A 25,610-nucleotide genomic window follows, 5' to 3' on the forward strand; every position below is an offset into this window, starting at 1 on the left:
GTCCCCAGACGAGAAACCGACCAGCATGGCATGATCACAGCATGGACCACTTGACCTCCAGGCGCCGACGGCACCGGCAACTTCGTATCCTCAGCATGATCGTTTTTGGTGCCTTCGCCACAGCGATAACGGGCCTCTTGGGTGCGTGGATTTACGCCCCGGCAGTGGGTTGGACTGTCGCGGCACTCATTTACAACGCCTCGGTCTGGCTCACGATTGCCCCCATGGACGCCCAGCGAACGGCTGCGCATGCTGTGGAGGAGGACCCTGGGCTGCGCACCTCGGATCTGCTAATTTTGTTAGCAGCGTTAGGCTCCCTGGCCGCCGTCGTGCTGGTCATTGTGGGCAGCACGGACGTGGCAGGAGCCGGACGGTGGCTGCTGGCCCTGTTGGCCATGAGCAGCACGGCCATGTCGTGGCTGATCGTCCACACCTTGTTTACCCTGCGGTATGCCGAGATTTACTATGGCGGGGAGCCCGGCGGCATCTCCTTCAACCAAGCGGAGCCGCCCCAGTACACTGACATTGCGTACATGGCGTTCAGCGTGGGCATGACCTACCAAGTCTCCGATACAAACATCACCAGTAGGCCCATGCGGTCGGCGGCGTTGCGGCACAGCCTGCTGGCCTTTGTGTTTGGCACCGGCATTCTGGCCACCACCATCAACCTGGTGGTCAGCCTCGCCGCCTAGCGTTCCTAGACGGCAGCGCCGAAGAAGGTCTGCGTGATCCGGGCCAAGTAGTAGGGATCGGCCACGCCGCACAACTCCCGGGCCGAATGCATCGAAAGCAGCGGCGTCCCCACGTCGAGGGTCCGAATACCCAGCCGCGTGGCCGTCAACGGCCCAATCGTGGAACCGCAAGGCACTCCGTTGTTGGAAACAAACTCCTGGTACGGCGCGCCAGCGCTGGCGCACAGGTTCGCCCAGATCGCGGCGCCCACAGCATCAGTGGCGTAGCGCTGGTTGGCATTGATTTTCAACAGCGGGCCACCGTTGAGAACAGGAAGGTTCACCGGATCGTGCCGCTCACCATAGTTCGGGTGGACGGCGTGGCCGGCGTCGGCCGAGATGCACAAGGAGTTGGCGAAGGCGCGGCACCGTTCACTCACGCCCGCGCCCAGACCATCCGAGACCCGGGTCAAGATGTCTTCCAGGATCGGTCCGCACGCACCGGAGCGCGATGCTGAGCCGATCTCCTCATGGTCAAAGGCGGCCAGGACGGGGATCACGGACCGCGCACCGGCCACCACCGGCACCGCCGTGCTGGCAATGAGTGCCACCAGTCCAGCGTGCACCGAGGTCAGATTGTCCATCCGCCCTGCCGCAAAGAACTCGTCGTTAGCACCGAAGATCTGGCCCGGCTGGGTATCGGCCACCATAATGTCATAGCCGCCAATCGTGCTGGCGGCCACGCCGGCCCGGCTCGCCAGCAGGCCCAGCAGATCGTCGTCGGCGGGGTCCCCCTGCCCCCAAACCGGGTTCATGTGCTGTTGTTTGTCGAGCTTGAGCCCGTCATTGCTGGCACGGTCCAGGTGGATGGCCAGTTGCGGGAAGCGCAGCAAGGGCCCTGTCGCCACCAGCGTTTCGGTGCCGTCGCGGTCCACCAAACGGCCGGCAAATTGGAGTTCCCGGTCCAGCCAGGAGTTCAGCAACGGACCACCATAGACCTCTACCCCCGCCTGCAGGGCGCCAAAGCGGCCGGTGGTGGGCTTCGGTTTGAGCTTGAACGACGGCGAATCCGTGTGCGCCCCCAGAATGTTGAAGCCGGTGGTGGCGGTGGCGTCTTCCGGCGCCACCCAGGCGATGATGGCGCCGTCGCGGATCACAAAGAACTTACCGTGCGTGGGCCAGTGCGCCTCCTCCGCGAGCCGGGTAAAGCCCGCTGTCTCCAGCCTGCGCCCAGCCTCATGCGCCGCGTGAAAGCTCGACGGCGACGCCTCAATGAAGTCGCGAAGGTCCAGGATGTGCTCAACGAAAGTCATAGCTTGATTCAACCATGAAGCTGTTAGTAGTCGGGATTGCTGGGGACGACCATGCCTGTTTCATAGGCGTACACAACCACCTGGACGCGGTCACGGAGATGCAATTTGGTCAGGATCCGCCGCACATGCGTCTTCACAGTGGCCTCGGAGAGGAAAAGTCTGTGCGCAATCTCGGCGTTGGAGAGCCCTTGCGCAATGCATTGGGCCACTTCCAACTCCCGCGGGGTGAGGTCCTCCAGCAGCGGGTCGGGTTGATGCGCCGCGCGGGGTGGCCGGTTGCGCACAAAGTTCTCCAACAACCGTTGAGTGACACGCGGCGCCACCACGGCATCGCCACTGGCCACCAACCGCACCGCCTGGACCAATTCCTGTGGCGCCACATCCTTGAGCAGGAATGCGCTGGCACCGGCCTGCAGGCCGGCAAAGGCGTACTCGTCCAAATCAAAGGTGGTCAAGATAATGACCCTGGCCGCCGAGGCGGAGACACTGATCTGCCCTGTCGCCTCAATGCCGTCCATGAGTGGCATGCGGACATCCATCAGCACCACATCGGGGGCCAGACGGTCCACGGCGGCAACGGCTTCAATGCCGTTGGAAGCCTCGCCCACAACGTGCAGATCCGTTTCACCCTCAAGGATCAACCGGAAGCCCATCCGCAACAGTGGTTGGTCATCCACCAGCAGGACCCTTATTGCATCTACATCCACTGTGCTCTCCCCTAAAGCCTCTGTCATGACGCACTCTCGCTCGGGTGCAAAGTTGCCTCAACCAACCAGCCGCCTTGTGGTGCCGGCCCTGCTTGGACAGTGCCGGCATAAATCCCCGCACGCTCACGCATTCCCACGATGCCACGGCCGGTGCCCATGGAGGCATTCATGGTTCCGTGCCCGTTGTCGCTGATCCGCACGGAAAGTTCCCCGTCGGCCAGGTTATTTTCGATGGTGACAGTGACCCGGGAAACACCTGTTCCGTAGCGGAGCACGTTGGTCAGTGATTCCTGCACAATTCTGTACACAGTCAGCTCCAGGGACGGGTCTGCTGGCAGCGGCGGTCCCGATTGGGTGAGCCGCAGCGGCAGACCCGCCTGCCGGAAGCCCTCAATCAGGGCGCCCATATCCGTGTGGTCCGGCTGCGGTGAACGGTGGGCCCCGCCGTCGGCGCGTAAAACGCCCAAAACCCGCCGCATGTCGTTCAGGGCTGTGCGCCCCGTCTGGGACAGCTGGCTCAGCACCTCCCCCGCCTCGGCAGGATCACGCTTGACCACCACGGCGGCGCCGTCGGAAAGTGCCACCATGACTGTGAGCGAATGCGCCACCACGTCATGCATTTCCCGGGCAATCCTGTTGCGCTCGGCAACGGAGGCCAGCTCGGCGTTGCGAACTGCCCACAGGCGCAGTTCCGCCTCGTGTTTGCGTCCGCTGCGGACCGAGGCGCCAATCCCTGTGGCAATAATGTTCGCCAGTGGCAACATGATGGCCGAAATTACTGTTGTTTGAGCCGCCGTGGGTCCATCCGCCACAAGGTATTCGCTGGGATATTGGTAGATAAACAGGGTGTACAGGCTCAAGGGAATCGCCGACACCACAGCAAATGTGAAGCTCAGCAACGGGCGGTACGCGACTGCCACGGCGTACAAGGCAAACCAGACGCTGATGCCAATGTTGCCGGAATTGGGCACCATGGCAATGTTGAGCAATTCAAAGACGGAGAGTATCCCCAGCACGGCCAGTGGTTTGTCGCGGCGGAACATGAGCACCGTGGCCGAGGCCAACACTATGACAAGGCTGGAGGTCACATTCACGCCGGCGCGGGAGCTGAGGAAGATCCCGGACCCGGCCAGCAGGTACGACAGAACCACCACCACATCCATGATGCGGGGGTGGCTGTACAAGTAGGTGCGCAGCCTGCCACGGCGGCGGGCCGTAAACTCCTCGGCCCGCCGCTCTGCGGAAGGTAATTCGGCGGGGGCCCCGGCCGTTCGTTCCGCGGCCCCCGGCTGGCTGTGTGTGCGCATCTGGGTGAGTCTCGGACCCGAAATGGTATTCGGGCTCAGGACTGTGTCTTAGATGTCACGCTTTTTGAGGGCAATGGTTGCCGGGATCATCATCACAGCAATCCAGCCCAGGAAGATCAAGCCGCCGGAGAGCTGGCTGATGAAGTCCTCCTTGTCATGGATCTCCAACATGCGTCCGCCAGCAACACTGGGGATGTACTGGCCGATGTGCTTCCAGAATTCCCCGGGCGCCAGACTCGCCAAGCTGGCACCCATCTCGAGCAGGAACAGCAGCGCCATCAGGACAAGGATGCCGCCGGCCGAGCTGCGAAGCAGGGTGCCAAGGGACAACCCCATCAGGGATACCCCTGCTACATAGAGCCCGCCCATCAGGATCGAGTGGAGGACGCCTTCGGTGCCAAAGTTCACCTCAAGGCCATAGGCGTTGAAGATCGGCATGGCCACCAAAGTCGAGGCAGTAGCGGCAACCAGGGTCAGGAGGTAGGAAACAACCACGAGGACAACTGCCTTGGCAAAGAACGCCGGCAACCGCTTGGGCACTGCTGTCATGGTGGAGCGGATCATGCCCGTGCCGAACTCGGAGGAGATCAGCAGGACCGACAGTGCACCAAGGATCAACACCCCGATTGGTAGGCCAGCATTGGGAATGGCGTAAAGGTAGAAGCCCATCATCTGCTGGGCTTCAGCCAAGGAGACCGCGGGTGCCCCGGGTGCGCCGGTGGTGCTCTGCATGACACCTTCAAGCATCATGGCCTGAACCCAGGCCACAATGGCTGCAACACCCACAACCGCCACAAATGTAAAGATCAACAGGAGGCGGGTGGACGTCAACGAACGGAACTTGATCCATTCGCTGCGCAACACTCCGGCAAAGTTCAGTGAGCTGCCAGCCGCCCGCTGGGGTGCGGAAATCGTCGTCGTACTCATCTTTAGCGTCCCTTCACAGCGGCCATGGCCGGCGCATTGTCGGTAAATTCTTGCGAGTGGTACTCCACTGCATCCTTGGTGAGGCTGAAATACGCCTCCTCGAGGGAATTTGTCAGCGGCGTCAGTTCATAAACCAGCACCCTGTTATCCATGGCAACGGCGGCAACTTGGCGGGCATCCAGGCCGGAAACCTCTAGGGTCTCATTCTCGTGGCACTCAACCTTGACGCCGTTGCCGCCCAACAGCTGGCTCAGCCGGGTGACCTCCGCGGTGCGGACAAGCACTTTTGCCTGTTGACTGCCAGCCAAAATCTCGGCGATGGGGGCATCTGCAATGATCTGGCCACGGCCAATCACAATCAGGTGATCCGCCGTCTGCGCCATTTCACTCATCAAGTGCGAGGACAGGAACACTGTTTTGCCCTGGCTGGCCAAATGCTTGGCCAAATTGCGCACCCACAGCACACCTTCGGGATCCAAACCGTTCACCGGCTCATCCAGGATCAGCGTTTGGGGATCGCCCAACAGTGCCGAGGCAATGCCCAGTCGCTGCCCCATGCCGAGGGAGAAACCGCCGGCCTTCTTCTTGGCGACGGCAGCCAGCCCGGTCATGTCGATGACCTCATTGACGCGGCTGGTGGGGATGTTGTGGGTGGCTGCCATGGCCAGCAGGTGGTTGTAGGCACTGCGGGAGGTGTGTACGGCCTTGGCATCGAGCAGCGCACCCACCTGGTGCAGGGGGTCGTGGTGGTCGGCGTAGCGTTTGCCGTTCACGGTGGCCGTGCCGGCCGAAGGCTTGTCCAAACCGACGATCATGCGCATGGTGGTGGACTTGCCTGCCCCGTTCGGGCCCAGGAAACCTGTGACAATGCCGGGTTTGACGGTGAAGGTGACCCCGCCAACAGCTGTCTTGGCACCGTAGTGCTTGGCAAGATTTACTGCCTCAATCATATGGACATCCCCTTTGGATGGTCTCAGAACGGATCGTGCGTGGTTTGCGAATCTACTACTTACCACCGTACGCAACCACAGGCCAGTATTCCTCTACCTCAGGGATGAATCGGGGTCTATTCAGGGTCGTCCCTGAGGATGATGCCGCGCCCGGCACCCGGCTCCGTGCCAGCACAATAGAATAGCCAGATGCCCACTCAATCTCAGGCAATCCGCGGCCCGCGGCCCGCGGATTGGCCCCGCGGCCGTCTGCTGTGGGCCTCCGTGCCGGCACTGATGGTCCTACTCGCCGGGGCGGTGGTGCTCGTTGTCTCCGGCAACCACCCACCCTTTCAAACGCTCGACGGCGGCTGGTACCGGCTCATGCTGGACTCGCGGACCCCGTGGCTCACCTCCGCGAACCTGGTCCTGAACTTTGTTGGCAACGCCGGGATGGTCATCTATTGCACGGTCCTTTTTCTGGTGCTCTTGAACCGCCACCGCCGCCTGGCGTTTTTTACCGCTGGCGCCAATCTGGGCGCGTTGGTCCTCACCCACTTGATCAAGTTTCTGGTGGCCCGGCCCCGGCCGGAGGGCCGCCTGGTGCAAGTTGATTCGGGTTCATACCCTTCGGGGCATGTAAGTGGCACCGTCGCAGCCACGGTGACAACCGCCGTCGTGCTGGGACGACTGTGGATGTGGATCAGTGGCGCCATCCTGAGCGTGGCCATGATGTACAGCCGCACCTACCTTGGCGCGCACTGGGCATCGGACACCGTTGCTGGGGTGTTGCTGGGTGTGGGCGTCACCCTTTTGTTGTGGTCAACGCTCAACCATGAATGCCTTGAGGGGAATGTTTTTGCGACGTTAGTGACTGGCCGGCTCAAACTCCGACTCGGCCAACGGTTTGGCTGCCGGCGCCGTGAGGATGGAGGCCACGATGGCCACCCCAATGGCCAGCAGGGCCCAACGGATGGTGACGTGGTCACCGAGGAAGCCAAGCAGGGGCGGCCCGGCCAGGAAAGCCACGTAGCCAATGGTTGACACCACCGAGACTCTGGCCGCAGCACGGGCCGGATCATCGGCAGCCGCCGACATGCCCATGGGAAAGCCCATGGCCGCACCGGCACCCCAGAACACCGCACCCACCCCCGCCACCAGCATGTTCGGCGCCAGCACAAAGGTGACCAGACCGGCAAGGGCTGCGCCAAGGCTCAAGTACAGGACAAGCACCCGGCCGTAGCTGTCAATGAACCGGCCGCCGAAGAAACGGAACAAGGTCATGGAGGCAACAAAAACGGCAAACATGATGGCCCCGCCGGCTTCCGTGGCGCCGAGCCCGTCCACTGTGGCCTTGGCGATCCAGTCGTTCGCGGCACCTTCTGTCAGCGCGGCACCCAAGACCACCAGACCCACCAGCAGTGTGCGTTTTTCCGTCCACGCGCTGCGCCCCCTGACCACTGGTTTCATGGGATCCTTGGGCTCCAGCCCCGAGGTACTCACAAGCGCAGCTGCGCTGGCGGCGGTTTCCGGCAGGAAATAGCGCGGCACCAGCAGCATCGCGGTGCTGACCAAGACCACAATGGCAGCGAGGTGCAAGGACATGCTGACGTTGATGGCTGACAACCCCGCACCAACCAGCGCGCCAATGAGTGCCCCACCGCTAAACCCGGCATGGAACTGGGGCATGACCGTCTTGCCCAGATGGCGTTCCACACCAGCGCCCTCAATGTTTTGGGCCACATCCCACAAGCCAATGCCCACACCGAAGAAGACCAGCCCAACGGCGGTGAAAGTAACCGAACCTTGGCCCAAAGCCAACGCCACAATCAACCCGCCAAAGGCCGAGGTGAACCCGCCGGTCCGCACGGTGCTCGCCGTACCTATCCGAGCCACAACAGATCCGGCCAGGGGCAGCGCCACCACAGAACCGGCGGCAATGGTGAGCAACAGCAGGCCCATTTCACCGGCCGTGAGGCCCAGGATGCGGGTCACGGCCGGGATGCGTGCTGCCCAACTGGCAAACACAAAGCCATTGATGGCAAATATGGCAAAGGTGGCAATAGCCGCGGAACGGACCGCTTGCTGGTTCATGGTGGAGTTACGCTTCTAACGATGGGCGGCAAAATTCCTTAGAACCACTCTAGTGTCGCCGGCCCGACTGTTCAGGCAGGAAGCTGAGTCTCGGCGAGTTCGGGCACTTCCACCACGCCGGTGAGAATGTAGTCGTGCGAATGGGCGGCAAGTTCTGCCCGGCTCAATTTTCCCGTCAGGACGCCCACCGAGATGCCCCCGGCATTGCGCCCGGCCTGCACATCCACCACTGTGTCACCGGCAGCCAACACGTTGCGGACATTGAGCACCCCGGTTTTCTCCATGGCGCGGTGAATCATGTACGGGGCAGGGCGTCCGGCAGCCACCTCGGTTGTGGTGACAACAGCATCGACCGTGGAGCCAGCGTCGGCACCCACCGTCCAGCCCAACGATTCCAGCAAGGGGTAGGCAACGTCGTCGTCAAAGCCGGTGGTCAGGGCAACTTTGATGCCCCGCCCACGCAGCGTGGCAATGGCTGCCGCGGCGCCGGGCAAGGCCACCGGCGGTGTTGCTGCGTAGCGTTCGGCCAGGATTTCACGGAATCGGACAAACGCCGCGGCAACCCGCTGTTCGGTGGCCTCCTGGCCGCCGAGCTCCAGCAATGCGGTGATGGCACTGACCTTATCGGCCCCCATCCATTCCTGCAGCGCAGCTGCGGCCACCCGAGCCCCGGCTTCCTCCACGGCGTCCTGCAGCGCAACATAGACGATGCCGTGGTCATCCACAGTGGTTCCGGCCATATCAAAGACGGCAAGTTCAATCATGGTGTTCTTTCCTTAGGAAGTGGTGGTGCTTTGGACGCGGGCCACGGGGGTCCGGCCGTGCAAGGTGTTGTTGATCATGAAGTTGGCAAGTTCTGGCCGGTACCTGTCATCGGCGTACTCCAGCGGGTCACCGTCACTGGAAAACGTCACACGCCGTTCACGCAGGAGCGGCGCTCCCACGGCAACGCCCAATAGATCGGCGTCCACAGTGTCAGCTGCCACCGCATCGATGGTGTGTCTGGCGCTGTGCAGGTCCACACCGGCGCGCAAAAGATACCTGAACGTTGAGCCGGAGTCGGTGTCAAAATCAAAGAGCGCCCGCCCAGCAGATGGCACAAAGTGTGAGCGTTCAACCATGGCAGCTTCGCCGTCGAGCAAGCGCAACCGCAAGAGACTCACCACGGGATCGCCGCCCTGCAACCCCAGTTGCGCGGCCACAATGGGCCCGGCCGGCCGGCGGGTGATCTCCTGTGTCTGCTGGCCCGGCACCTTGCCCATGGACTCGGCCCATTCGGTGAAGGACAGGAACGTCTCCACTGACTGGGAAATCACCGCCCGGCGCACCACGGGAGGCTTACCACGCCCGCCGGAAATGGCGCCGTCGGAGCGAAGCGCCGCCAATGCTTGGCGGATAGGTCCGCGGGACGCGCCAAACTCCTGGCACAGCACAGCTTCGGACGGCAAGGGAGCGCCCTCGGGCCAGCTCCCGGAGTCAATCCGGTGCCTAAATTCGTCTCGAAGCTGTTCGTGCATGGCCATTTTCATACGTTGAGTGTACAAGCGGAAAATGGCTAAAAACCGCTAAAAATCCGGCGCACTCATTGAACAAGTGGCAAACACTTGGGGAGCAAAATGAACCGTTAAAGAACTTGTCCATACAAGTGCCATTTCCACTTGATTTAGCTGATTACTCCACGGCACAGTCGTTGTCATGAACCAATCCAAAACTCACCTGCAGCCCACAGACGTCTTGATTGTGGGGGCCGGCATCACCGGGCTGGCACACGCCGCCGAGGCTGTTGCCCGCGGTTTAAGTGTGCACATCATTGACCGGGACGCCCGGGCGGTCGGCGCCTCCATCCGTAACTTTGGGCACTGCTGCGTGGGCGCCCAGACCGGTGAACTGCGCGAGCTCGCCACGGTGGCCCGCGAAGGCTGGTTGCGCCACAGCGAGCTTGCGGGCTTCTTCTCCGTGGAGTCCGGCGGTCTGGGCGTGGCCCGCAGCAGTGCGGAGCTTGCCGTCCTGGAGGAGCTTGCCGCCACGCGCGGCTCCGACCAGGTGCAGCTGATCAATGCCGCGCAGGTCCGCCAGGAGCTCTCCGGCAGTGGCGATCCGGCAATTCTGGCCGGCGCCCTGATCCGTGATGACATCCGGGTAGATCCCCGTGAGGCGGTTGCCAAGCTGGCCGCCTGGCTGGCAAAGCAGCCCAACGTCACCATCTCGTGGCGCACCTCGTACTTCGGCACTGATTCGCAAGGTTCTGTTCCGAGTGCCGCGTTCGACGCCGGCACCTCCCACCTTTCCGACGTCACCGTGCGCACCTCCCGCGGCACACTCACGGCGTCGCGGGTCATCGTCTGCGTTGGCCACGATCTTGACTACGTCCACCCGGAAATTGCCGAACCCTTTAAGGTGAACCGCTGTTCCTTGCAGATGGCGCTAGTGCGCCCAAGCGCACCGCTGACCATCAGGCGCGCCGTCCTCACGGGGACCTCCATGCTGCGCTACCCGGCGTTCGCTGAAACGGCTGCAGCCGCGGAGCTTAAGAAGGAACTGGCCGCCAGCAACCCCGAGCTGTTGGCCATTGACGCCAATGTAATGCTGACCCAGCGCCCCGACGGCACGCTGCTGATTGGCGACAGTCACCACACGGAGACCACCCAGGATCCCTTCCTGATTGAACAAACCCAGGACACCTTGCTGAACGCAGCCAGCCAGCTCCTTGGTGCGGGGGACTTCCAGGTTCTCCAACGCTGGCAGGGAATCTACGCCTCGAGCCCGCAGCAGAGTTTCCTGATCAAGGACGTTGCACCGAACGTCACGGCGGTCTCGGTCACCTCCGGAATCGGCATGACCATCTCCTTTGGCCTGGCCAAGAAGACGTTCAGCCAGTTCTAACGCCCCAATTCGAACTGACCCGCAGAAAACGCCGAAAATTCACGGTTTTCCCGTGATTTTCGGCGTTTTCTGCGGGTCAGTTCGAGGAGGGGTTAACGGGCGCGCTCGACCCGCTTTTCATCCCAGACGGGTTCGTCGGATTCGTACACTTTGCCGTCGGAGCCAAACACCAGGAACCTGTCAAAGGAACGGGCAAACCAGCGGTCGTGGGTAACGGCCAGAACTGTTCCCTCGAAGGAGTCGATGGCCTTTTCCAGCGCCTCCGCGGAGTGCAGGTCAAGGTTGTCTGTTGGCTCATCAAGTAACAACAATGTGGCGCCGGAAAGCTCCAACAACAGAATTTGGAACCGCGCCTGCTGCCCACCCGAGAGGGAATCGTATTTCTGCTCGGAGCTGGACGCCAGGCCGTAGCGGTCCAGGGCGCCGGCTGCTGCTTCTCGCCCCAACCCTGAGCGGTGCTCATCCCCACGGTGCAAAATGTCCAGCAGGCTCCTGCCCAAAAGGTCCGGGCGGGCATGGGTCTGGGCGAAGAAGCCTGGCCGAATGCGGGCGCCCAACTTCACCGACCCTTCGTGCGGGACATGGGCAATCTCGACGTCGGACACGGGCTCGTGTTCCTTGTCCGGGTCCGAGCCGCCCGCCGCCAAAAGCCGCAGGAAGTGCGATTTTCCTGACCCGTTGGAGCCAAGGACCCCTACCCTGTCACCAAACCAGATCTCAGTGCTGAACGGCTTCATCAGCCCCGTGAGTTCAAGCTTGGCGGCCACAACGGCCCGCTTGGCCGTGCGTCCGCCCTTGAGCCGCATCTTCACGTTCTGCTCGATGGGCAGGGCTTCCGGCGGGCCCTTTTCCAAAAATTGCGCCAGGCGGCTCTGCGCGGCCTGGTACCTGTTGGCCATGTCGGAGCGGAATGCGGCCTTGGTCTTGTACATGATGACGAGTTCCTTGAGCTTGATGTGCTCCTCGTCCCACCGCTTTCGCAGCTCCTCAAAACGGGCGTTGCGGTCCTCGCGGGCCTTCACATAGGACTCGAAGCCGCCGCCGTGAGTCCAGCTCGAGGCGCCATTGATGCCCGGCTCCAGCGTGACGATCCTGTCCGCAGCGTTGGCCAACAGTTCCCTGTCGTGGCTGACGAACAGCACCGACTTCTCCGACGCCGCCATTTTCGCCTCCAGCCAGCGCTTGCCGGGAACATCGAGGTAGTTATCGGGCTCATCCAGGAGCAGGACCTCATCGGGTCCGGAGAACAAGGCTTCCAACACCAGGCGCTTCTGCTCGCCACCACTGAGGGAGGAGGCTTTGCGGTACTGGGCCGTGTAAAAGTCCACGCCCATCGCGGCCATGGTGACCTCGTCCCAGGTGGTTTCCATTTCGTAGCCGCCAACGTCGCCCCAGTCGGCGATCGCTTGGGCGTACGCCATTTGGCTTGGCTCGTCGTCGCGCTCCATCATGGCCAGCTCGGCTTCATCAATGGCCTTGCCGGCGGCGGCAATGTTGGCTGAGGCGACAGAGAGCAGGAGCTCGCGCACTGTGCTGTCGTCGCGCACCTGGCCCACGAACTGGCGCATGACCCCCATGCTGCCCGAGCGGGACACGGCCCCCTCATCAGCCTTGATGTCCTGGCAGATGATGCGCAGCAGGGTCGTTTTACCTGTGCCGTTCGGGCCGATCAAGGCCGTCTTGGTGCCGTCGGAGACGCGGAAATTCACCCCGTTCAGCAGCTGCCGGCCGTCGGAGAGGAAGTAGTCAATGTTTGCAACGTCTATATGTCCCACCCAGCAAGTCTCCCATCTAGGAGCAAAACCCAAGAACTACGGGCCAGCGGCTGCCGGACCCGTCGTCGTTCTTGCATACTGTAGGTTCGTGAAGGGACTGGCCCGCTGTGAGCCGCGTGAGGATGGGGACATGAAACTATTGGCATGGCGCGAACGCTTCCTGCCCGGCAATTTCCCGCCGTCGGACTGGGACCGTCCGCAACCGGACTCCGCCCTGCTGCGCCGCGACGTGTGGGCAACGCTGCTGCTGATGCTGTTGGCCATCCTGGGCATGGAGATGATTCTCAGCTTTTCAGACGGTGAACAGGCCACGGATCGCACCATGAGCTACCTGGCCATGTGCGCCATGACGGCCCCTTTGGCCTTGCGCCGTCGCTTCCCCATCAGTTCGATGTTGTTGCTGTCCGCCTGCTTCGTTGGCTTCGGCATCTGGCTGCCGCAAGTCACCGTTCAGCTGGCCCCGCAAATCGCCTACTTCGTGGGCCTCTACTCCGGCGTCGCGTGGGCGCGGGACAGGCGCGCCCTGAACATGGCCATGACAGGGATTATTCTGGCCATGTTCTTGTGGTTGGTGGTCTCGATCACCAACGCCAAGCTTTTCTACGGCTCAGACCTTGACTTGCCCGCCGCCACGGAAACTCCGGGTTTCCTTGACCCTGTTCTCGCTTTTGCCGGGTACAACTTTCTGGTGAACCTGCTCTACTTTGGCGGGGCCATCTTCTTGGGGCTCATGTCCTGGCGAAGCGCCTGGCAGCATGAATTGGTGGCGGCCCAGTCGGACCAGCTGCGCCAGCAATCCATCGAGTTGGCCCGCCGCGCCGTTATCGATGAGCGTCTGCGCATTGCCCGGGAGCTCCACGATGTGGTGGCGCACCACATCTCGGCTGTCGGGGTGCAGGCCGCCGCGGCCCGCCTGGTTCAACCCCGGGATCCGGCACGGACGGCAACTATTTTGCACAGCATCGAAGAATCGGCACGTCAGGCTGTTGGGGAAACCCGGTCGCTGCTGCGGGTGCTGCGCCACGAGGACGCTGACCAGCCTTCCGTCGGCACCGTGCCGGGGCGGGCGCCTGAGCCATCATTGTCCGACATTCCGGCGCTCGTGCAGCAGTCGGCCCGGGCGGGAGTGTCGGTGGATTTGATTGTGGTGGAGCATGAGCCCGGCTTCCTGGAGACATTGGCAGCGGGATTGAGTTTGGCGGTATATCGAATTGCTGCCGAATCTCTGGCCAACGTCCGCAAGCACTCCACCGCCCGCAAAGCTGTGCTCTCGCTGCGCAGCGGCCAAAGCAGTGACGGGTTCTGGGTCGAGGTCGAGGTGACGGACGACGGCAATCCCCGTCAGGGAAGCCACGGCACCGGATTCGGACTTCGTGGCATCCGCGAACGGTCCGAGCTGCACCACGGAATGGTGGACATCGGCCCGCGTTCCCCCACCGGGTGGCGTACCCGCGCCCGGCTCCGCATTCCACGGACAGCACAACAGCACGCCGGCGCCAACGCCGAGGCCGAGGCCGAGGCCGAGGCCGAGGCCGAGGAAACCTTGACATGAGCCGAACCCGCGTACTCGTCTGTGACGATCAGGCGCTGATCCGCTCCGCCCTGGAGCTGATCTTGGGGACCGATGACACGCTCGAGGTGGTTGGCTCGGCCACCAACGGCGCCCTGGCGGTCGCGGCCGCCAGGGCGCTGAATCCCGACGTCGTCCTGATGGACATCCAGATGCCGATTCTCGACGGGGTGGCTGCCACGGGACAAATAACCGCCACGTGTGCGGCCAAGGTGATCGTGTTGACAACATTCGACCGTGATGACTACCTCTTCGCGGCCATCGACGCGGGCGCCAGCGGTTTCCTACTCAAAAACACCGAACCAGAAGTCCTCCTTCACGCCGTTCACGCCGTTGCCGACGGGCAGGCGCTGCTTTCCCCGGAAGTAACGCTGCGCATTATTCGCCGAGGCACGGCACGGGCCCTCCAGACCGGTTCCCGGATCCCGCCTGAGACCCGCGTGTGGATTGCGCCCAAGGATCAGCTGGTTCTTGATGCGCTGACGGCGCGCGAACGTGACGTGCTCGTGGAGCTTGCCCGGGGCCTGTCCAATGCCGAAATTGCGTCCACGCTTTCAGTCTCGGAGGCTACAGTCAAAACGCATCTGTCCAATGCCCTGGCCAAGGCAGGGCTGCGGGACAGGGTTCAGGCCGTGATCTTCGCCCACAGGGCCCGGCTCATCCCTTTGACGGAGGGCTGATGTGGCACCGCGCGAAAATCTCATTCATCTGACCGATCTGTTGGGCCGCTGCCCTCCAATAGATTGGGAGGCAAGACCTTCCCCGTTCGGGGCTGCATCAATCGAAGGAATATCCGCTGGTGTTAGAAGTAGAGAGCCTCACTCGACGCTTTGGTGACCGAACGGTGCTGGAGGGCGTCTCGTTCACCGTCCCGGCCGATGGCATGACGGGGTTCGTCGGCGCCAACGGGGCCGGCAAAACCACCACCATGCGCATCATTATGGGTGTACTGAAATCTCATGCCGGTTCAGTGCGTTTTAACGGGGCGGAGATCACCGGCCAGGATCGGGCCCGCTTCGGGTACATGCCCGAAGAACGCGGCCTCTATCCTAAGCAGCCGGTCCTGGATCAGCTGCAGTATTTGGGTCAGCTGCACGGTATGACACGCGGCGATGCGCGGGTCGAGGCCATGAATCTCTTGGAACGCTTCGGCATTGGCGACCGCACCAAGGACAAGCTCGAATCCCTCTCGCTGGGCAATCAACAACGCGTGCAGGTGGCCGCATCCTTGATGCACCACCCCGTGGCGCTGATCCTCGATGAACCGTTTTCCGGGCTGGACCCGCTGGCGGTGGACGCCATGGCCACCATGCTTGCCGAACGCGCCGCCATGGGGGTTCCCATCCTGTTCTCCAGCCACCAGCTCGATCTTGTGGACCAGCTCTGCGACCACTTGGTGGTGCTGGCCGACGGCAGAATTGTGGCGTCCGGCTCTGCTGAGCAGTTGCGTGCCCGGGCAAGGTACAAGCATGTGGTGGTAGTCCCGCCCGACGCCGGGTGGTTGCGTGAACAACCCGGCGTGCAAGTTCTTGACGTGGCTGGTTCGCGTGCTGTGGTCGAGTTCGCCGACGACGTCGTGGCCCAACGCACGCTGCGCCTCGCCCTGGAACGTGGTGACGTGAGCGAATTTGCGCCACTGCGCCCCTCGTTGGCCACCATCTACCGGGAAGCTGTCCGATGACCGGCACCATAAACGCCACGCCACCTGCAAAGAAGACCTCACCACCGTCACCGCCGTGGCTGATAGTGACGTTGCGAGAAGTTTCCGTAAGGACCCGCGATAAGTCCTTCATCATTTCCACGCTGGTGACGTTGGCACTGATAGTGGGATCCGTGGTCGTTTCAGGTTTTCTGGCCAATAGGACCACCGACACCTCGATTGGCATTGTTGCGGGCGGCAGCACTGGCGCGCTCGTTGACTCAGCCAGCGAGCTTGCCGCTGAGAACTCGCAGAAGATCAACTTGGCGACAGTATCGTTTCCTGTCAACAGTCAGGCCATGACGGCACTCCGCTCGGGCGACGTTGACCTGGTGCTGGTTCCCACAGCTGACGGCTACAGTCTCACCGGGCTGAGCGACGTTCCGCAATCAGTGGAACAGCTAATTTCCGATGCCGCGGCCAGCCACGCACTGGGCGTCAACGCCGAAAAGCTTGGCGTTGATCCGGCAACACTTACGGCAGGTTCGAGCATTTCAACTGTCCTGCTCGAGGGCAGTCAGGAACGCAACTCGATGGCCCAGGTTATGGGTTTCATCTTTTCGTTTCTCTTCTACATGTCCACGCTGATCTTCGGCATGCCCATCGCCAACTCGGTGGTGGAGGAAAAGCAGAACCGCGTGGTGGAAATCTTGGCCACGGCCATTCCCATCCGGCAACTCTTGGCGGGCAAGATTCTGGGGAACCTGACACTGGCCATGGGTCAGCTCTGCTTGTTTGTTGGCATCGGCCTGCTTGCCTTGACGTTGATGCCCACGACGATTCCGTTCCTCTCGGTGGTCATTGGAACTTCCGGATGGTTCTTGGCATTCTTCCTTGCCGGTTTCCTCATCCTTGCGGCCGTGTGGGCGGCCTTGGGCGCCATGGCATCCCGTGTGGAGGACCTGCAACAGTCCACCGGGCCTGTGGTTACTGTGCTCATAGCCGTGTTGTTTATTGGTATTTACGCCAAGGACAGTTTTCTGGTGATCGCCTCATATGTTCCAGTCATTTCCTCCGTGGCCATGCCCATCCGGTTGCTGAGCACCGACGTGCAACTCTGGGAACCAATCGCTGCATTGGCCGTGGCGGTGGCTGCGGCGTGGGCCATGGTGTTGCTTGGCGAGCGCATCTACCGGCGGGCCATCATGCAAACCGGCGGTGCCCTCTCCTGGCGCAAGGCACTCAAGCTCGAGGATTAGCGGGGTGGGGTTTTCCCCACCCCGCATTGACCGGGTGGCATGATGGTTTCACGATGGCGCAGCGGCAAGGATTGGGACTATGAACAACTCAGCAACTACCACGCCCCGCAAATCATGGTTGATCCTGCGCCCCACCACCTGGCGCCAGATCGGATCCGACCTGGCCTACATCCTGCCCGGCTTCTTCGTGGCCCTGACCTCCTTCATCGCCTTAGTGACATTCTTTTCATTGGGTGTCTCCACACTCATTCTCTGGATTGGGCTGCCCATCCTGGTGCTGTGTTTTGGCATTGCCCGCTGGTTCGCCAACGTCAACCGGGGGCTGTTGGTGCGTTGGGCTGGCGTCGTCCCGCCAGTGCACTACCAAGAGCACCCCAAATATTCCATTGGCGGCATGTTCCGGAGTTTGCGAGATCCCCAGCCCTGGCGGGACCTCCTGCACGGCACAGTTGTCTCGTTTGCCTTCCGGACCATCTCCTTCAGCATCGCCGTAACATGGCTCGCCACCACTTTTGGCGGGCTGACGCAATGGTTCTGGGGCAGGTTCCTGCCGGCAGATAACACTTCGCTGGCGGAACTCCTTGGCCTGGACCAATTGTGGGGACTGAGCCCCGCGGCAGCCGAGGGTTGGCTGGGGCTGGGCTACGGTGTAGTTTTTCTCCTCCTGCTCCCGTTCGTGACGCATGTGCTGGCACACACCGACGCGGCCATGACCCGCGGATTGCTCACCAATGAAAATGCTGCGTTGCGTGCCCGCGGCGAGGAACTTGCCGCCAGCCGCGCCCGGGTGGTTTCCGAGGAAGCCAATACCTTGCGAAAAATTGAGCGGGATCTTCATGACGGCCCCCAGCAGCGCCTTATTCGTTTGCAAATGGATGTTGAAGCAGCCCAACGGCGCATGAGCTCCGATCCGGCTGCTGCCCGGGAACTGATGGACGGCGCCTTGGCGCAAAGTCGGGAGGCACTGGCGGAACTACGGTCGCTGTCCCGCGGTATCGCCCCGCCATTGCTTGCAGACAGGGGCCTGCGTGCGGCCATGGAGTCGCTGGCCGGGAAATCGGCTGTTCCCGTGGCGGTGACGAGCAATCTTGAGCAGGGCGCCCGACTGGCCGAAAGCGCTGAAAATGCCGCATACTTTGTGGTCTCCGAGGCGTTGGCCAATGTGTCCAAACACTCGGGGGCCAGCCAGGCTGCCATCACTGTCAATGCCGAAGCCGCCGAATTGCATATTGAGGTTCTTGACGACGGAAACGGTGGCGCCCATGTGGGCAAGGGGCATGGCTTGGCCGGCTTGGTGGACAGATTGGCTGGCGTGGATGGTTCCTTGGAAATTGTCAGCCCCGACGGCGGCCCCACAACACTGCGCGCCTGCATCCCGCTGCGCGCTTGAACCTGGGCGGTCTCGGAGCGACCACCGGCTACCCTGAGGTTATGCGTGTTGTTCTGGCTGAAGATTCCGTACTGCTCCGCGAGGGCCTGATCCGTCTACTCGAGGAGACGGGGGCGCAGGTGTGTGCCGCCGTCGGCGATGGCGAGGCTGCACTACTGGCCGTTGCCGAGCACGTCCCGGATCTCTTGATCACCGACGTGCGGATGCCGCCCTCGCACCGGGATGAGGGGCTCAAGACGGCCATTGAGGTCCGCCAACGGTTCCCCTCCGTCGCCGTCCTTGTCTTGTCACAGTATGTGGAGTTGAGCTACGCCAGCGAGCTGTTGGCTGGGGCCCCGGGCGGCGCAGGCCTCGGCTACCTACTCAAGGACCGGGTGGCACGATTTACAGACTTTGCCGACTCCATTGAGCGCGTGTCAGCCGGGGCGACAGTGATCGACCCGGAGGTCATTGGCGCCCTGTTGGCCAATCGCGGCGTCGCCGATCCGATCAACACCCTCAGCCCCCGCGAGTCGCAGGTGTTGGCGCTGATGACTCAGGGGCTCACAAATGCCGGGATCGCCAGGTCGCTGGTTGTCAGCGCCGGCGCCGTGGAGAAACACATCAGCGCCATTTTCGCCAAACTGGGCCTGCACCAAAGCGCCGACGACCACCGCCGCGTACTGGCAGTGCTCAGCTTCTTACAACGCAGCCACTAGCTGGCGCGGGAACTCGACTCGAGCAAAAGTGATGGGCCCGTCCGCGCCATGCGAACGGGCCCTTCATTACTGCATCTTTACTTAGCTGCTGTCACCTTCGTGCTGGACCTTAGGCACGACGGCGCCGGGTGACGACCAGAGCGCCGGCGCCTCCCAGCACCAACAGCAAGGCCAGGGCTGCCGGAAGCAGGGCCTTCGCGCCGGTGTTGGCCAAGTCGTCAGCGTCACCGGCGTTGTTGCCGCCAGTGCTGTTCGCCGGTGTACTCGCCGTGGGCGTCGCCGTCGCAGGGATCGTGGGCGTGGGGTCCACCGCGGCAGCCGTAACCACAAGTGCGGTGCGGGCCACCACTGTGCCCGCCAGCTGAAGTGTCAGCTCGTGGGCTCCGGCGGCAAGTGCGCCCGGAATGGTTGCCGTTACCGATACTGTGCCGTTGGCGCTAGTCTTCACTGTGGCCAGTTTGACCGGCTCGGAGTGAATCCACAGTTCATAGGACTCACCCGCAGCCAGATTTTTGGCGGTATCAGTGATCGAAGAGCCGGCAACGGCCGTGGCGCGCCGGCTCATTGCCCGCCGACCGGGTGGTTTAAGCGGCGATCTCGCCGAGCTTGTCTCATGGAGCAATGTCATGGGAACTCTCCTTCAGGCCTTGACGATGATTCGTGACTAAACACTTAGCAAAACACTCATTAACAATCACTCCTTAGTGTGACGTAGGTGAAGTTTAATGAGATTTGTTATCGATACCATCGGATTTATGACACGGGGATGACGCAATAAGGGCAGCGCGCGACGCTCCTCGGGTCGGCCCACGGGAGGGTGATTTGCTTGAGTTGCGGGCATTCTCTTGCTTAAAAGGGTGCGGCGCCCGCCTCAGCCCAAAAGCTGGTGGCAGGCGCCGCGCCGAAGACCTGTGGCGAGGAAAGCTACTGAGTGGGGAACGGGCTCTCTGTTGCCTGGGGTTCGATCGCCGGGGTGCTCATCTGTTGTGAAACTGTCGGAGACGGCAGCACCGTTTTCGATTCGGTGGTCGGCGGAACTGTCTTTGCCGGCGGTACCGTGATCGCTGGCGCGGGCTCTACCGTTGCCGGCGGCGTGGTTGCCGGCTTGCTGGTTGCCGGCGGCGTGGTGGTCGGGTTGGTGGTTGCCGGCGGCGTGGTGGTCGGCTTAGTGGTAGCTGGCGGCGTGGTGGTCGGCTTAGTGGTAGATGGTGGCGTGGTGGTCGGGTTGGTGGTAGCCGGTGGCGTGGTGCCCGGCTTAGTGGTAGCCGGCGCGGTGGTGCCCGGCTTGCTCGGCGTGGGCTTGGCGCTTGGCTTGGCGGTGGGACTCTTGCTAGCGCCCGCGCTGGAAGTGTTCTTGTTCTTGGCTGCCTCAGTCTTTGCCTTCTCATCAGCGGCGGCAAATGCCGCCATGGTGAAGTAGCTCGAGGAGCTGCTCGTGGACTCCGGTGTGTGCAAAATGGTGCCAACCGAGGGGTTCAGTGCGCTGATCATCCTGCCATTGCCAAGGTAAATCCCGATGTGCGACCAGTGGTTGGGGCCGTCCGGGTTTTGAACCACAAGATCGCCCGGCTGGGGATTGGTCGTTTCCACCATGGGCAACCACTGCTCCGTGCGCGGCAGGCCAACTCCCGCTTGTCCGTACGCCCACTGAACAAATCCGGAGCAGTCCCAGCCATTTTCAAAACTGGTGCCGCCCCAGACGTAGCTGTGCCCCAGGCCCTGGTAGGCGGCAACAAGAATATCCCTGCGAACCCTTGAAATCAGTTCTGCGGAGATTTCCGGGATGTCGCCACGCATGGCATTGACGGAACGGCCCAAGTGCGGCGTGTTTGCCGTGGGGTCGGTCAGGTCAATGATCTTCTTGGCGGCAGGCTTCTTGGCCAAGATCAAAGTATTTGCGAAGGAGATTTTCACGCCAAGACCTTGAGTCTCGAAGGCGTCGAACCCCACGGGCGTGTCCGCCTCGATGGTTTCGCCCGTCTGTACGAGCTCCTGGGCGCTCAGCGCGGCGGCAGCGTCGGCTGTGGACGTACCAACATAACCAGCCCCCACAAATCCCGCCGAGGCCAACAGTGTGCAGACAACCGACATGTTCAACTGATAGTGCCGTGATTTGCCTGGTGAAAACGTCACTCGGAGTCCTCCTGCTTCCTTGCACGCGGTATTGACGAGCCTACGCCGCTTCCTCACAAGCAAACAGCGTTTTTACAAAAAAGACTTGATTTAATAGGGAACCCGAGATTTTTACCATTTCATGCAAATGTTATGGAGATCACACAGCAAATCATTGTGGCTCTTGACGCCTCTATTAAGCAAAGTTGGTGCCTTTAAGACGAGAATGTGTCCCGAGCTAAACTATCTACGACCCGGCGCTGCGAATGATCCGCCGCACCACCGCCACAGCGATGGCGGCTGTCCTGTTGTCCACGCCCAATTTGTCGTAAATATGCACCAAGTGGGTTTTCACTGTTGCCTCGGAAATGAACAGGGCCCTGGCGATTGCCCTGTTGCTCATGCCCGTGGCCAGCAACTCCACCAGCTCCACTTCCCGGGCGGACAAGACGGGGGCCGGGTTGCGGATCCTCCCCATGAGCCGGGCGGCCACTTCGGGGGCCAGTGCCGTTTGCCCGGCCGCCGCGGACTGCACGGCCGCGCGAATTTGCTCCGGCGGGGCATCCTTGAGCATGTATCCGCTGGCGCCAGCCTCCACGGCAGCCAAAATGTCTGAGTCGGTGTCATAGGTGGTCAGAATCAGCACGGGGGGCGCATCCGGCAACGCCTTAATGGCTCGCGTGGCGCTCACCCCGTCCATGCCAGCCCCCATCTGCAGGTCCATGAGCACAACATCCACAGGCTCCCCCAGGGTGTGCCGGCGTTCCACTTCCTTGACGGCCGAGCCTCCCTCGGGCGCCTCCGCAACCACTGTGAACCCCTCGAATTCGGTCAACATGGCCCGCAGCCCAGCCCGCACCACCGGGTGGTCATCGACCAACAAAATACGGATCTCGCTCATGCGCCCGCCCCCTGGGTGCCACTGATCTCCAGTGGCAGACGGAGGGCCACCACAGTTCCCTCGCCCGGTGCCGATTCGATCGTCAGGGTTCCGCGTTGCGCCTCCACTCGCTCGCGCAGGGACCGCAAGCCAAAGCCGCTCCCGTCCGCCCGGTCCGCCACAGTGTCCGCAAGCTTCCCGGGCTCAAAGCCGCGACCGTCGTCGAACACGTCAAGGGTCACTTCGCTGCCCAGAAACGCCAGGCTGACGACGGCGGACGTGGCGTGGGCGTGCAGCCAGACATTCGCAAGGCTCGCCTGGGCGGCGCGCAGGAGAGTCACCCGAAAAGGCTGCGGCAGCTCGATGGGTTCGCCGTCGAGCCGGAAACTGCACCTCAGCGCGCCACCACGGGCGGCTGACTCGCTCTGGGTTTTTGTACACAGCCGGGACAGGCTCTCCACCAAGGACGTCTCGGCCAACGCCGGCGATGACAGTCCACGCACAAAGCTCCTGGCCTCTGCCAGGTTCTCGGCCGCCGTGGCCTCCACCATGGACAAGCTTTCCCTGGTGGACTCCTGATCACCTGACGCCAAACTGCGAAGTGCGGCCCGGGAAACCAAGATGATAGAAGAAAAGCCTTGCGCCAGGGTGTCGTGGATTTCCCGCGCCAACCTGGCCCGCTCAGCCAAGACGCCGGCCTCATGCTGGGTGGCGGCCAGTTCGGCACGGGTGTTGCGCAATTCCTCGGCAGCCCTGCGCTGGTTTTCGCCCTCCCGGAACAGCAAGCTGTACCCCTTGGAGGTGACCACGGCAAACGCCGCACCAAAAACGGGGCCAAGGATGACCGGCAAAGGCGGCACGCTTGAGCCCGCGGAAATCCACTGTGCCACGATGACTCCGGCCGTCATGAGAGCAACAGCAGGGATGGCTGCCCAGCGCGGCAAAAGATGCAGATGGAGGAAGAACAAGGGGAAGGCCAGCCAGGAGAACTCCACCGAACCAATCATGAGAACAGCCCACAAGGAGGTGATCACCGCCAACCAAAGGACGGCAAAACGTCTCGGGTTGCGTTCGATGGCACCGCCGGAGAATCTCTTTTCGGCCACTGTGCCCAGCAGGTACGTCACCGCCAGCAGCAGCGCCAACGTCAGGAACAAGAACTGTAAATGCTGCTCCGCCGGTGTGGTGAGCAGGCGAATCACGGCAACACCGAGCAGCACAGCAAAACCCACATGCAAGGTGACGCGCAGGAATCGCAAGATGGTCCCGCTCGTCACAGGACGGGCTTCCACGGCAGACATGCCCCAAGCTTAGGCGCTAGGAACCGCTGGCAGATCAACCAAATGGTTGAGTTTGATGTCATCCCCATGGCAGCGGCGAGATCAACCAAGCTCACGATGGAAGTGCCGCAGTTTCACAGGACAGTGGAAGTAGCCGCAAATCCTTTGTCGAAGGAGCCTCCAGCTTCCTCCGGGCCAATGAAAGAAGCCGCACATGTTCCTCGCCATCCGTGACATCCGCTTTGCCAAAGGACGGTTCGCCCTCATGGGCGCCGTGGTGGCGTTGATCAGCCTGCTGCTTGTTTTGCTCTCGGGCCTCACGGCCGGGCTGGGCAACCAGTCCACCTCCGCCGTCGCCCAACTCGGTGAAAAATCCGGCAGCCCCGTCAATCACCTAGTCTTCGGCGCCCCGGCCAAGAACGATGCCACGGTGTCCTTCACCGAAAGCCAGGTGACGGAGAGCCAGCTCCACGTCTGGGCGGCTGAACCCGGGGTGCGCTCCGTGGTGCCGCTGGGTATCAGCCAAAGTCGTTTCCAGGGCGCAGGTGCCAGTCAGGGCATCGCCAACGTCGCCGTGTTCGGCGTCGGCGTTCCGGCAGCGGGAACGCACGACGCCGGAGCTGGGATCGCGCCGTCGGACATCAGCGCCTCAACAGTGGTCATTGGCGAAAGCGTGGCCAAGGAACTCTCCCTCTCAACGGGTGACGCCGTCACCATTGCCGGCGCTTCCCTTAAGGTCTCGGGGATCGTGCCCGATCAGTGGTACTCACACAGCTCCGTTGTCTGGACCACGCTGCCCACCTGGAAGAAGGTGGCACACCTCAGCGACCCGGACCAGCTGGCAACCGTGCTCGCCGTGACGACTGAACCGGGCGCCACCGTGGACACAGACGCCGCCAACGCCGCAGCCGGCACCAGCAGCACCACCCGCAACGGATCTTTCGCCGGCCTGGGCGGTTACAAGAGCGAAAATGGCTCGCTGCTGATGATGCAGGCGTTTCTTTACGGGATTTCGGCCTTGGTCATTGTTGCTTTCCTGATGGTCTGGACGGTTCAGCGCACCCGTGACATTGCCGTGCTCAAGGCCATGGGGGCATCCGGTGGCTACCTGCTGCGCGATGCCCTGACCCAGGCCGCCCTGGTGCTCCTAGCCGGTGCGGGCGTCGGCGGGCTCATGGGCGTGGTGGGGGGCTTGCTTGCCGCACAGGCCGCACCGTTCCTGCTGACCCCCGCGACGACACTGCTCCCCGTTCTTGGCATTGTCGCGCTGGGCCTGGCGGGTGCGGCGCTGGCGGTCCGCAGGGTCACCCGCGTCGACGCCATGATCGCGCTCGGCGGGAACTAGTCCCCAATTCCTCCCCATTTGGAGCCGCTGGCGCGTCTCTAAATGGGGCCCCTCGGAATTGTGGGCCCAGCCACGCCTATCTCCAACTCGCAAGCTCGCCAACACCTAAGGAATCTCCCATGACTGCACTGAATCTGATCAATGTGACACTGCAATACCCCGATGGCGAGGGCACCATGACGGCGTTGGCTGCCGTGAACGTCTCCGTCCGTCCCGGCCAGTTCATGTCCCTGGTGGGCCCGTCGGGCTCGGGGAAGTCAAGTTTGTTGGCCGTGGCCGCAACCTTGATCAAGCCAACGTCGGGCCTGGTCATGATTGACGGCGTCGATGCCACCGCCTTGGGCGAGAAGGAGCTGGCCGCGCTGCGTCGGGACAAAATTGGCATCATCTTCCAGCAGCCCAACCTCCTGGCATCGCTCACGGCAGCCGAGCAGCTCATCATCACCGATCACCTGCGCGGAAAGTCCCGGCGCAAAGCCGCTGTTCGCGCTGCTGAACTCCTGGAGTTGGTGGGTCTTGCCGGGTGCGCCAAGAAGCGCCCGCATCAGCTCTCCGGGGGGCAGCGGCAGCGCGTGAACATTGCCCGTGCGCTCATGGCGCAGCCAACGGTGCTGCTGGTGGATGAGCCCACAGCAGCACTCGACCATGAACGTGGTGAGTCGATTGTGAGGCTGCTGCGAGAAGTCAGCGACGAGTTTAAGGTGGCAACCCTGATGGTCACCCATGACAGGGCATTCGTTCCCCTCACCGACGCCGTTGCCACCATGCGTGACGGTGTCCTGAGCGTTCCTGTCCCGGCCGTGGACACGGCCGCCGCTCGCTAGTGCCACG

At 62.5% G+C, this 25,610-nt stretch carries 23 protein-coding genes and 1 pseudogene; 11 read left to right on the forward strand and 13 right to left on the reverse strand.

The window, feature by feature from the left end:
• Positions 1–41 precede the first annotated feature (41 nt).
• A complete protein-coding gene (locus tag ACX80E_RS03960; RefSeq protein WP_459300604.1) occupies positions 42–692 on the forward strand; it encodes a DUF1345 domain-containing protein in 651 nt (216 codons plus the stop codon).
• A gap of 5 nt (positions 693–697) precedes the next feature.
• On the opposite strand, the gene ACX80E_RS03965 is transcribed toward ACX80E_RS03960, so the two are convergent.
• From ACX80E_RS03965 to ACX80E_RS03985, 5 genes are read right to left on the reverse strand one after another with little or no spacing between them, the layout of a single operon-like run.
• The gene (locus ACX80E_RS03965) at positions 698–1,984 is read right to left on the reverse strand and encodes a M18 family aminopeptidase (protein WP_459300605.1); all 1,287 of its coding nucleotides are present in this window, start codon (positions 1,982–1,984) and stop codon (positions 698–700) included.
• A 23-nt stretch (positions 1,985–2,007) separates the two neighbouring features.
• Positions 2,008–2,718 carry a response regulator gene (locus ACX80E_RS03970; RefSeq protein ID WP_459300606.1) on the reverse strand — a complete coding sequence of 237 codons (711 nt, stop codon included), beginning with the start codon at positions 2,716–2,718 and terminating at the stop codon, positions 2,008–2,010.
• Positions 2,715–3,998: a sensor histidine kinase gene (locus ACX80E_RS03975; RefSeq protein WP_459300607.1), complete on the reverse strand. Its 1,284-nt coding sequence runs from the start codon at positions 3,996–3,998 to the stop codon at positions 2,715–2,717. Before ACX80E_RS03975 ends, ACX80E_RS03970 begins: the two co-directional genes overlap by 4 nt.
• Before the next feature lie 48 nt (positions 3,999–4,046).
• A complete protein-coding gene (locus tag ACX80E_RS03980; RefSeq protein WP_459300608.1) occupies positions 4,047–4,925 on the reverse strand; it encodes an ABC transporter permease in 879 nt (292 codons plus the stop codon).
• Between the two features lie 2 nt (positions 4,926–4,927).
• Positions 4,928–5,875, reverse strand: coding sequence for an ABC transporter ATP-binding protein (locus tag ACX80E_RS03985; protein WP_459300609.1), 948 nt, complete (start codon positions 5,873–5,875; stop codon positions 4,928–4,930).
• A 432-nt stretch (positions 5,876–6,307) separates the two neighbouring features.
• Here ACX80E_RS03985 and ACX80E_RS03990 point away from each other — a divergent pair.
• Positions 6,308–6,670: pseudogene (locus ACX80E_RS03990) on the forward strand (phosphatase PAP2 family protein); the annotation flags it as partial.
• A gap of 51 nt (positions 6,671–6,721) precedes the next feature.
• On the opposite strand, the gene ACX80E_RS03995 reads toward ACX80E_RS03990, so the two are convergent.
• The 3 genes from ACX80E_RS03995 to ACX80E_RS04005 all read right to left on the reverse strand — a co-directional run bounded on the left by ACX80E_RS03995 (position 6,722) and on the right by ACX80E_RS04005 (position 9,477).
• Positions 6,722–7,948, reverse strand: a complete 1,227-nt coding sequence (locus tag ACX80E_RS03995; protein WP_459300610.1) for an MFS transporter — start codon at positions 7,946–7,948, stop codon at positions 6,722–6,724.
• 71 nt (positions 7,949–8,019) lie between these two features.
• Positions 8,020–8,712, reverse strand: a complete 693-nt coding sequence (locus tag ACX80E_RS04000; protein WP_459300611.1) for a phosphonatase-like hydrolase — start codon at positions 8,710–8,712, stop codon at positions 8,020–8,022.
• Between the two features lie 12 nt (positions 8,713–8,724).
• The gene (locus ACX80E_RS04005; protein WP_459300612.1) at positions 8,725–9,477 is read right to left on the reverse strand and encodes a GntR family transcriptional regulator; all 753 of its coding nucleotides are present in this window, start codon (positions 9,475–9,477) and stop codon (positions 8,725–8,727) included.
• A gap of 166 nt (positions 9,478–9,643) precedes the next feature.
• Here ACX80E_RS04005 and ACX80E_RS04010 point away from each other — a divergent pair, with 166 nt between their 5' ends.
• Positions 9,644–10,831, forward strand: coding sequence for a TIGR03364 family FAD-dependent oxidoreductase (locus ACX80E_RS04010; protein ID WP_459300613.1), 1,188 nt, complete (start codon positions 9,644–9,646; stop codon positions 10,829–10,831).
• A 92-nt stretch (positions 10,832–10,923) separates the two neighbouring features.
• Here the strand turns inward: ACX80E_RS04010 and ACX80E_RS04015 are convergent, their stop codons facing one another.
• On the reverse strand, positions 10,924–12,606 hold the full coding sequence (locus ACX80E_RS04015; RefSeq protein WP_459300614.1) for an ABC-F family ATP-binding cassette domain-containing protein: 1,683 nt from the start codon (positions 12,604–12,606) through the stop codon (positions 10,924–10,926).
• Positions 12,607–12,736: 130 nt separating this feature from the next.
• On the opposite strand from ACX80E_RS04015, the gene ACX80E_RS04020 reads away from it, so the two are divergent.
• The 6 genes from ACX80E_RS04020 (at position 12,737) to ACX80E_RS04045 (ending at position 19,162) form a co-directional block, all read left to right on the forward strand.
• Positions 12,737–14,158: a sensor histidine kinase gene (locus ACX80E_RS04020; RefSeq protein WP_459300615.1), complete on the forward strand. Its 1,422-nt coding sequence runs from the start codon at positions 12,737–12,739 to the stop codon at positions 14,156–14,158.
• Positions 14,155–14,856, forward strand: a complete 702-nt coding sequence (locus ACX80E_RS04025; RefSeq protein ID WP_459300616.1) for a response regulator — start codon at positions 14,155–14,157, stop codon at positions 14,854–14,856. The genes ACX80E_RS04020 and ACX80E_RS04025 overlap by 4 nt, the downstream gene beginning before the upstream one ends.
• Positions 14,857–14,975: 119 nt before the next feature.
• A complete protein-coding gene (locus tag ACX80E_RS04030) occupies positions 14,976–15,857 on the forward strand; it encodes an ABC transporter ATP-binding protein (protein ID WP_459300617.1) in 882 nt (293 codons plus the stop codon).
• Positions 15,854–17,074, forward strand: a complete 1,221-nt coding sequence (locus ACX80E_RS04035) for an ABC transporter permease (protein ID WP_459300618.1) — start codon at positions 15,854–15,856, stop codon at positions 17,072–17,074. Before ACX80E_RS04030 ends, ACX80E_RS04035 begins: the two co-directional genes overlap by 4 nt.
• A gap of 79 nt (positions 17,075–17,153) precedes the next feature.
• Complete coding sequence (locus ACX80E_RS04040) at positions 17,154–18,464, forward strand: sensor histidine kinase (RefSeq protein ID WP_459300619.1); 1,311 nt, start codon at positions 17,154–17,156, stop codon at positions 18,462–18,464.
• A 41-nt stretch (positions 18,465–18,505) separates the two neighbouring features.
• A complete protein-coding gene (locus ACX80E_RS04045) occupies positions 18,506–19,162 on the forward strand; it encodes a response regulator transcription factor (protein ID WP_459300620.1) in 657 nt (218 codons plus the stop codon).
• 109 nt (positions 19,163–19,271) lie between these two features.
• On the opposite strand, the gene ACX80E_RS04050 is transcribed toward ACX80E_RS04045, so the two are convergent.
• From ACX80E_RS04050 to ACX80E_RS04065, 4 genes are all read right to left on the reverse strand, one after another.
• Positions 19,272–19,790, reverse strand: a complete 519-nt coding sequence (locus tag ACX80E_RS04050) for an LPXTG cell wall anchor domain-containing protein (RefSeq protein WP_459300621.1) — start codon at positions 19,788–19,790, stop codon at positions 19,272–19,274.
• Positions 19,791–20,086: 296 nt separating this feature from the next.
• Complete coding sequence (locus ACX80E_RS04055) at positions 20,087–21,295, reverse strand: C40 family peptidase (RefSeq protein ID WP_459300622.1); 1,209 nt, start codon at positions 21,293–21,295, stop codon at positions 20,087–20,089.
• Positions 21,296–21,521: 226 nt separating this feature from the next.
• A complete protein-coding gene (locus tag ACX80E_RS04060; RefSeq protein WP_459300623.1) occupies positions 21,522–22,175 on the reverse strand; it encodes a response regulator in 654 nt (217 codons plus the stop codon).
• The gene (locus ACX80E_RS04065; RefSeq protein ID WP_459300624.1) at positions 22,172–23,455 is read right to left on the reverse strand and encodes a sensor histidine kinase; all 1,284 of its coding nucleotides are present in this window, start codon (positions 23,453–23,455) and stop codon (positions 22,172–22,174) included. The genes ACX80E_RS04060 and ACX80E_RS04065 overlap by 4 nt, the downstream gene beginning before the upstream one ends.
• 193 nt (positions 23,456–23,648) lie before the next feature.
• Between ACX80E_RS04065 and ACX80E_RS04070 the strand changes: the two genes are divergently transcribed.
• Positions 23,649–24,779 carry an ABC transporter permease gene (locus ACX80E_RS04070; protein ID WP_459300625.1) on the forward strand — a complete coding sequence of 377 codons (1,131 nt, stop codon included), beginning with the start codon at positions 23,649–23,651 and terminating at the stop codon, positions 24,777–24,779.
• Positions 24,780–24,898: 119 nt separating this feature from the next.
• A complete protein-coding gene (locus ACX80E_RS04075; RefSeq protein WP_459300626.1) occupies positions 24,899–25,603 on the forward strand; it encodes an ABC transporter ATP-binding protein in 705 nt (234 codons plus the stop codon).
• Positions 25,604–25,610 lie beyond the last annotated feature (7 nt).

Source organism: Arthrobacter sp. TMN-49 (assembly GCF_054511095.1).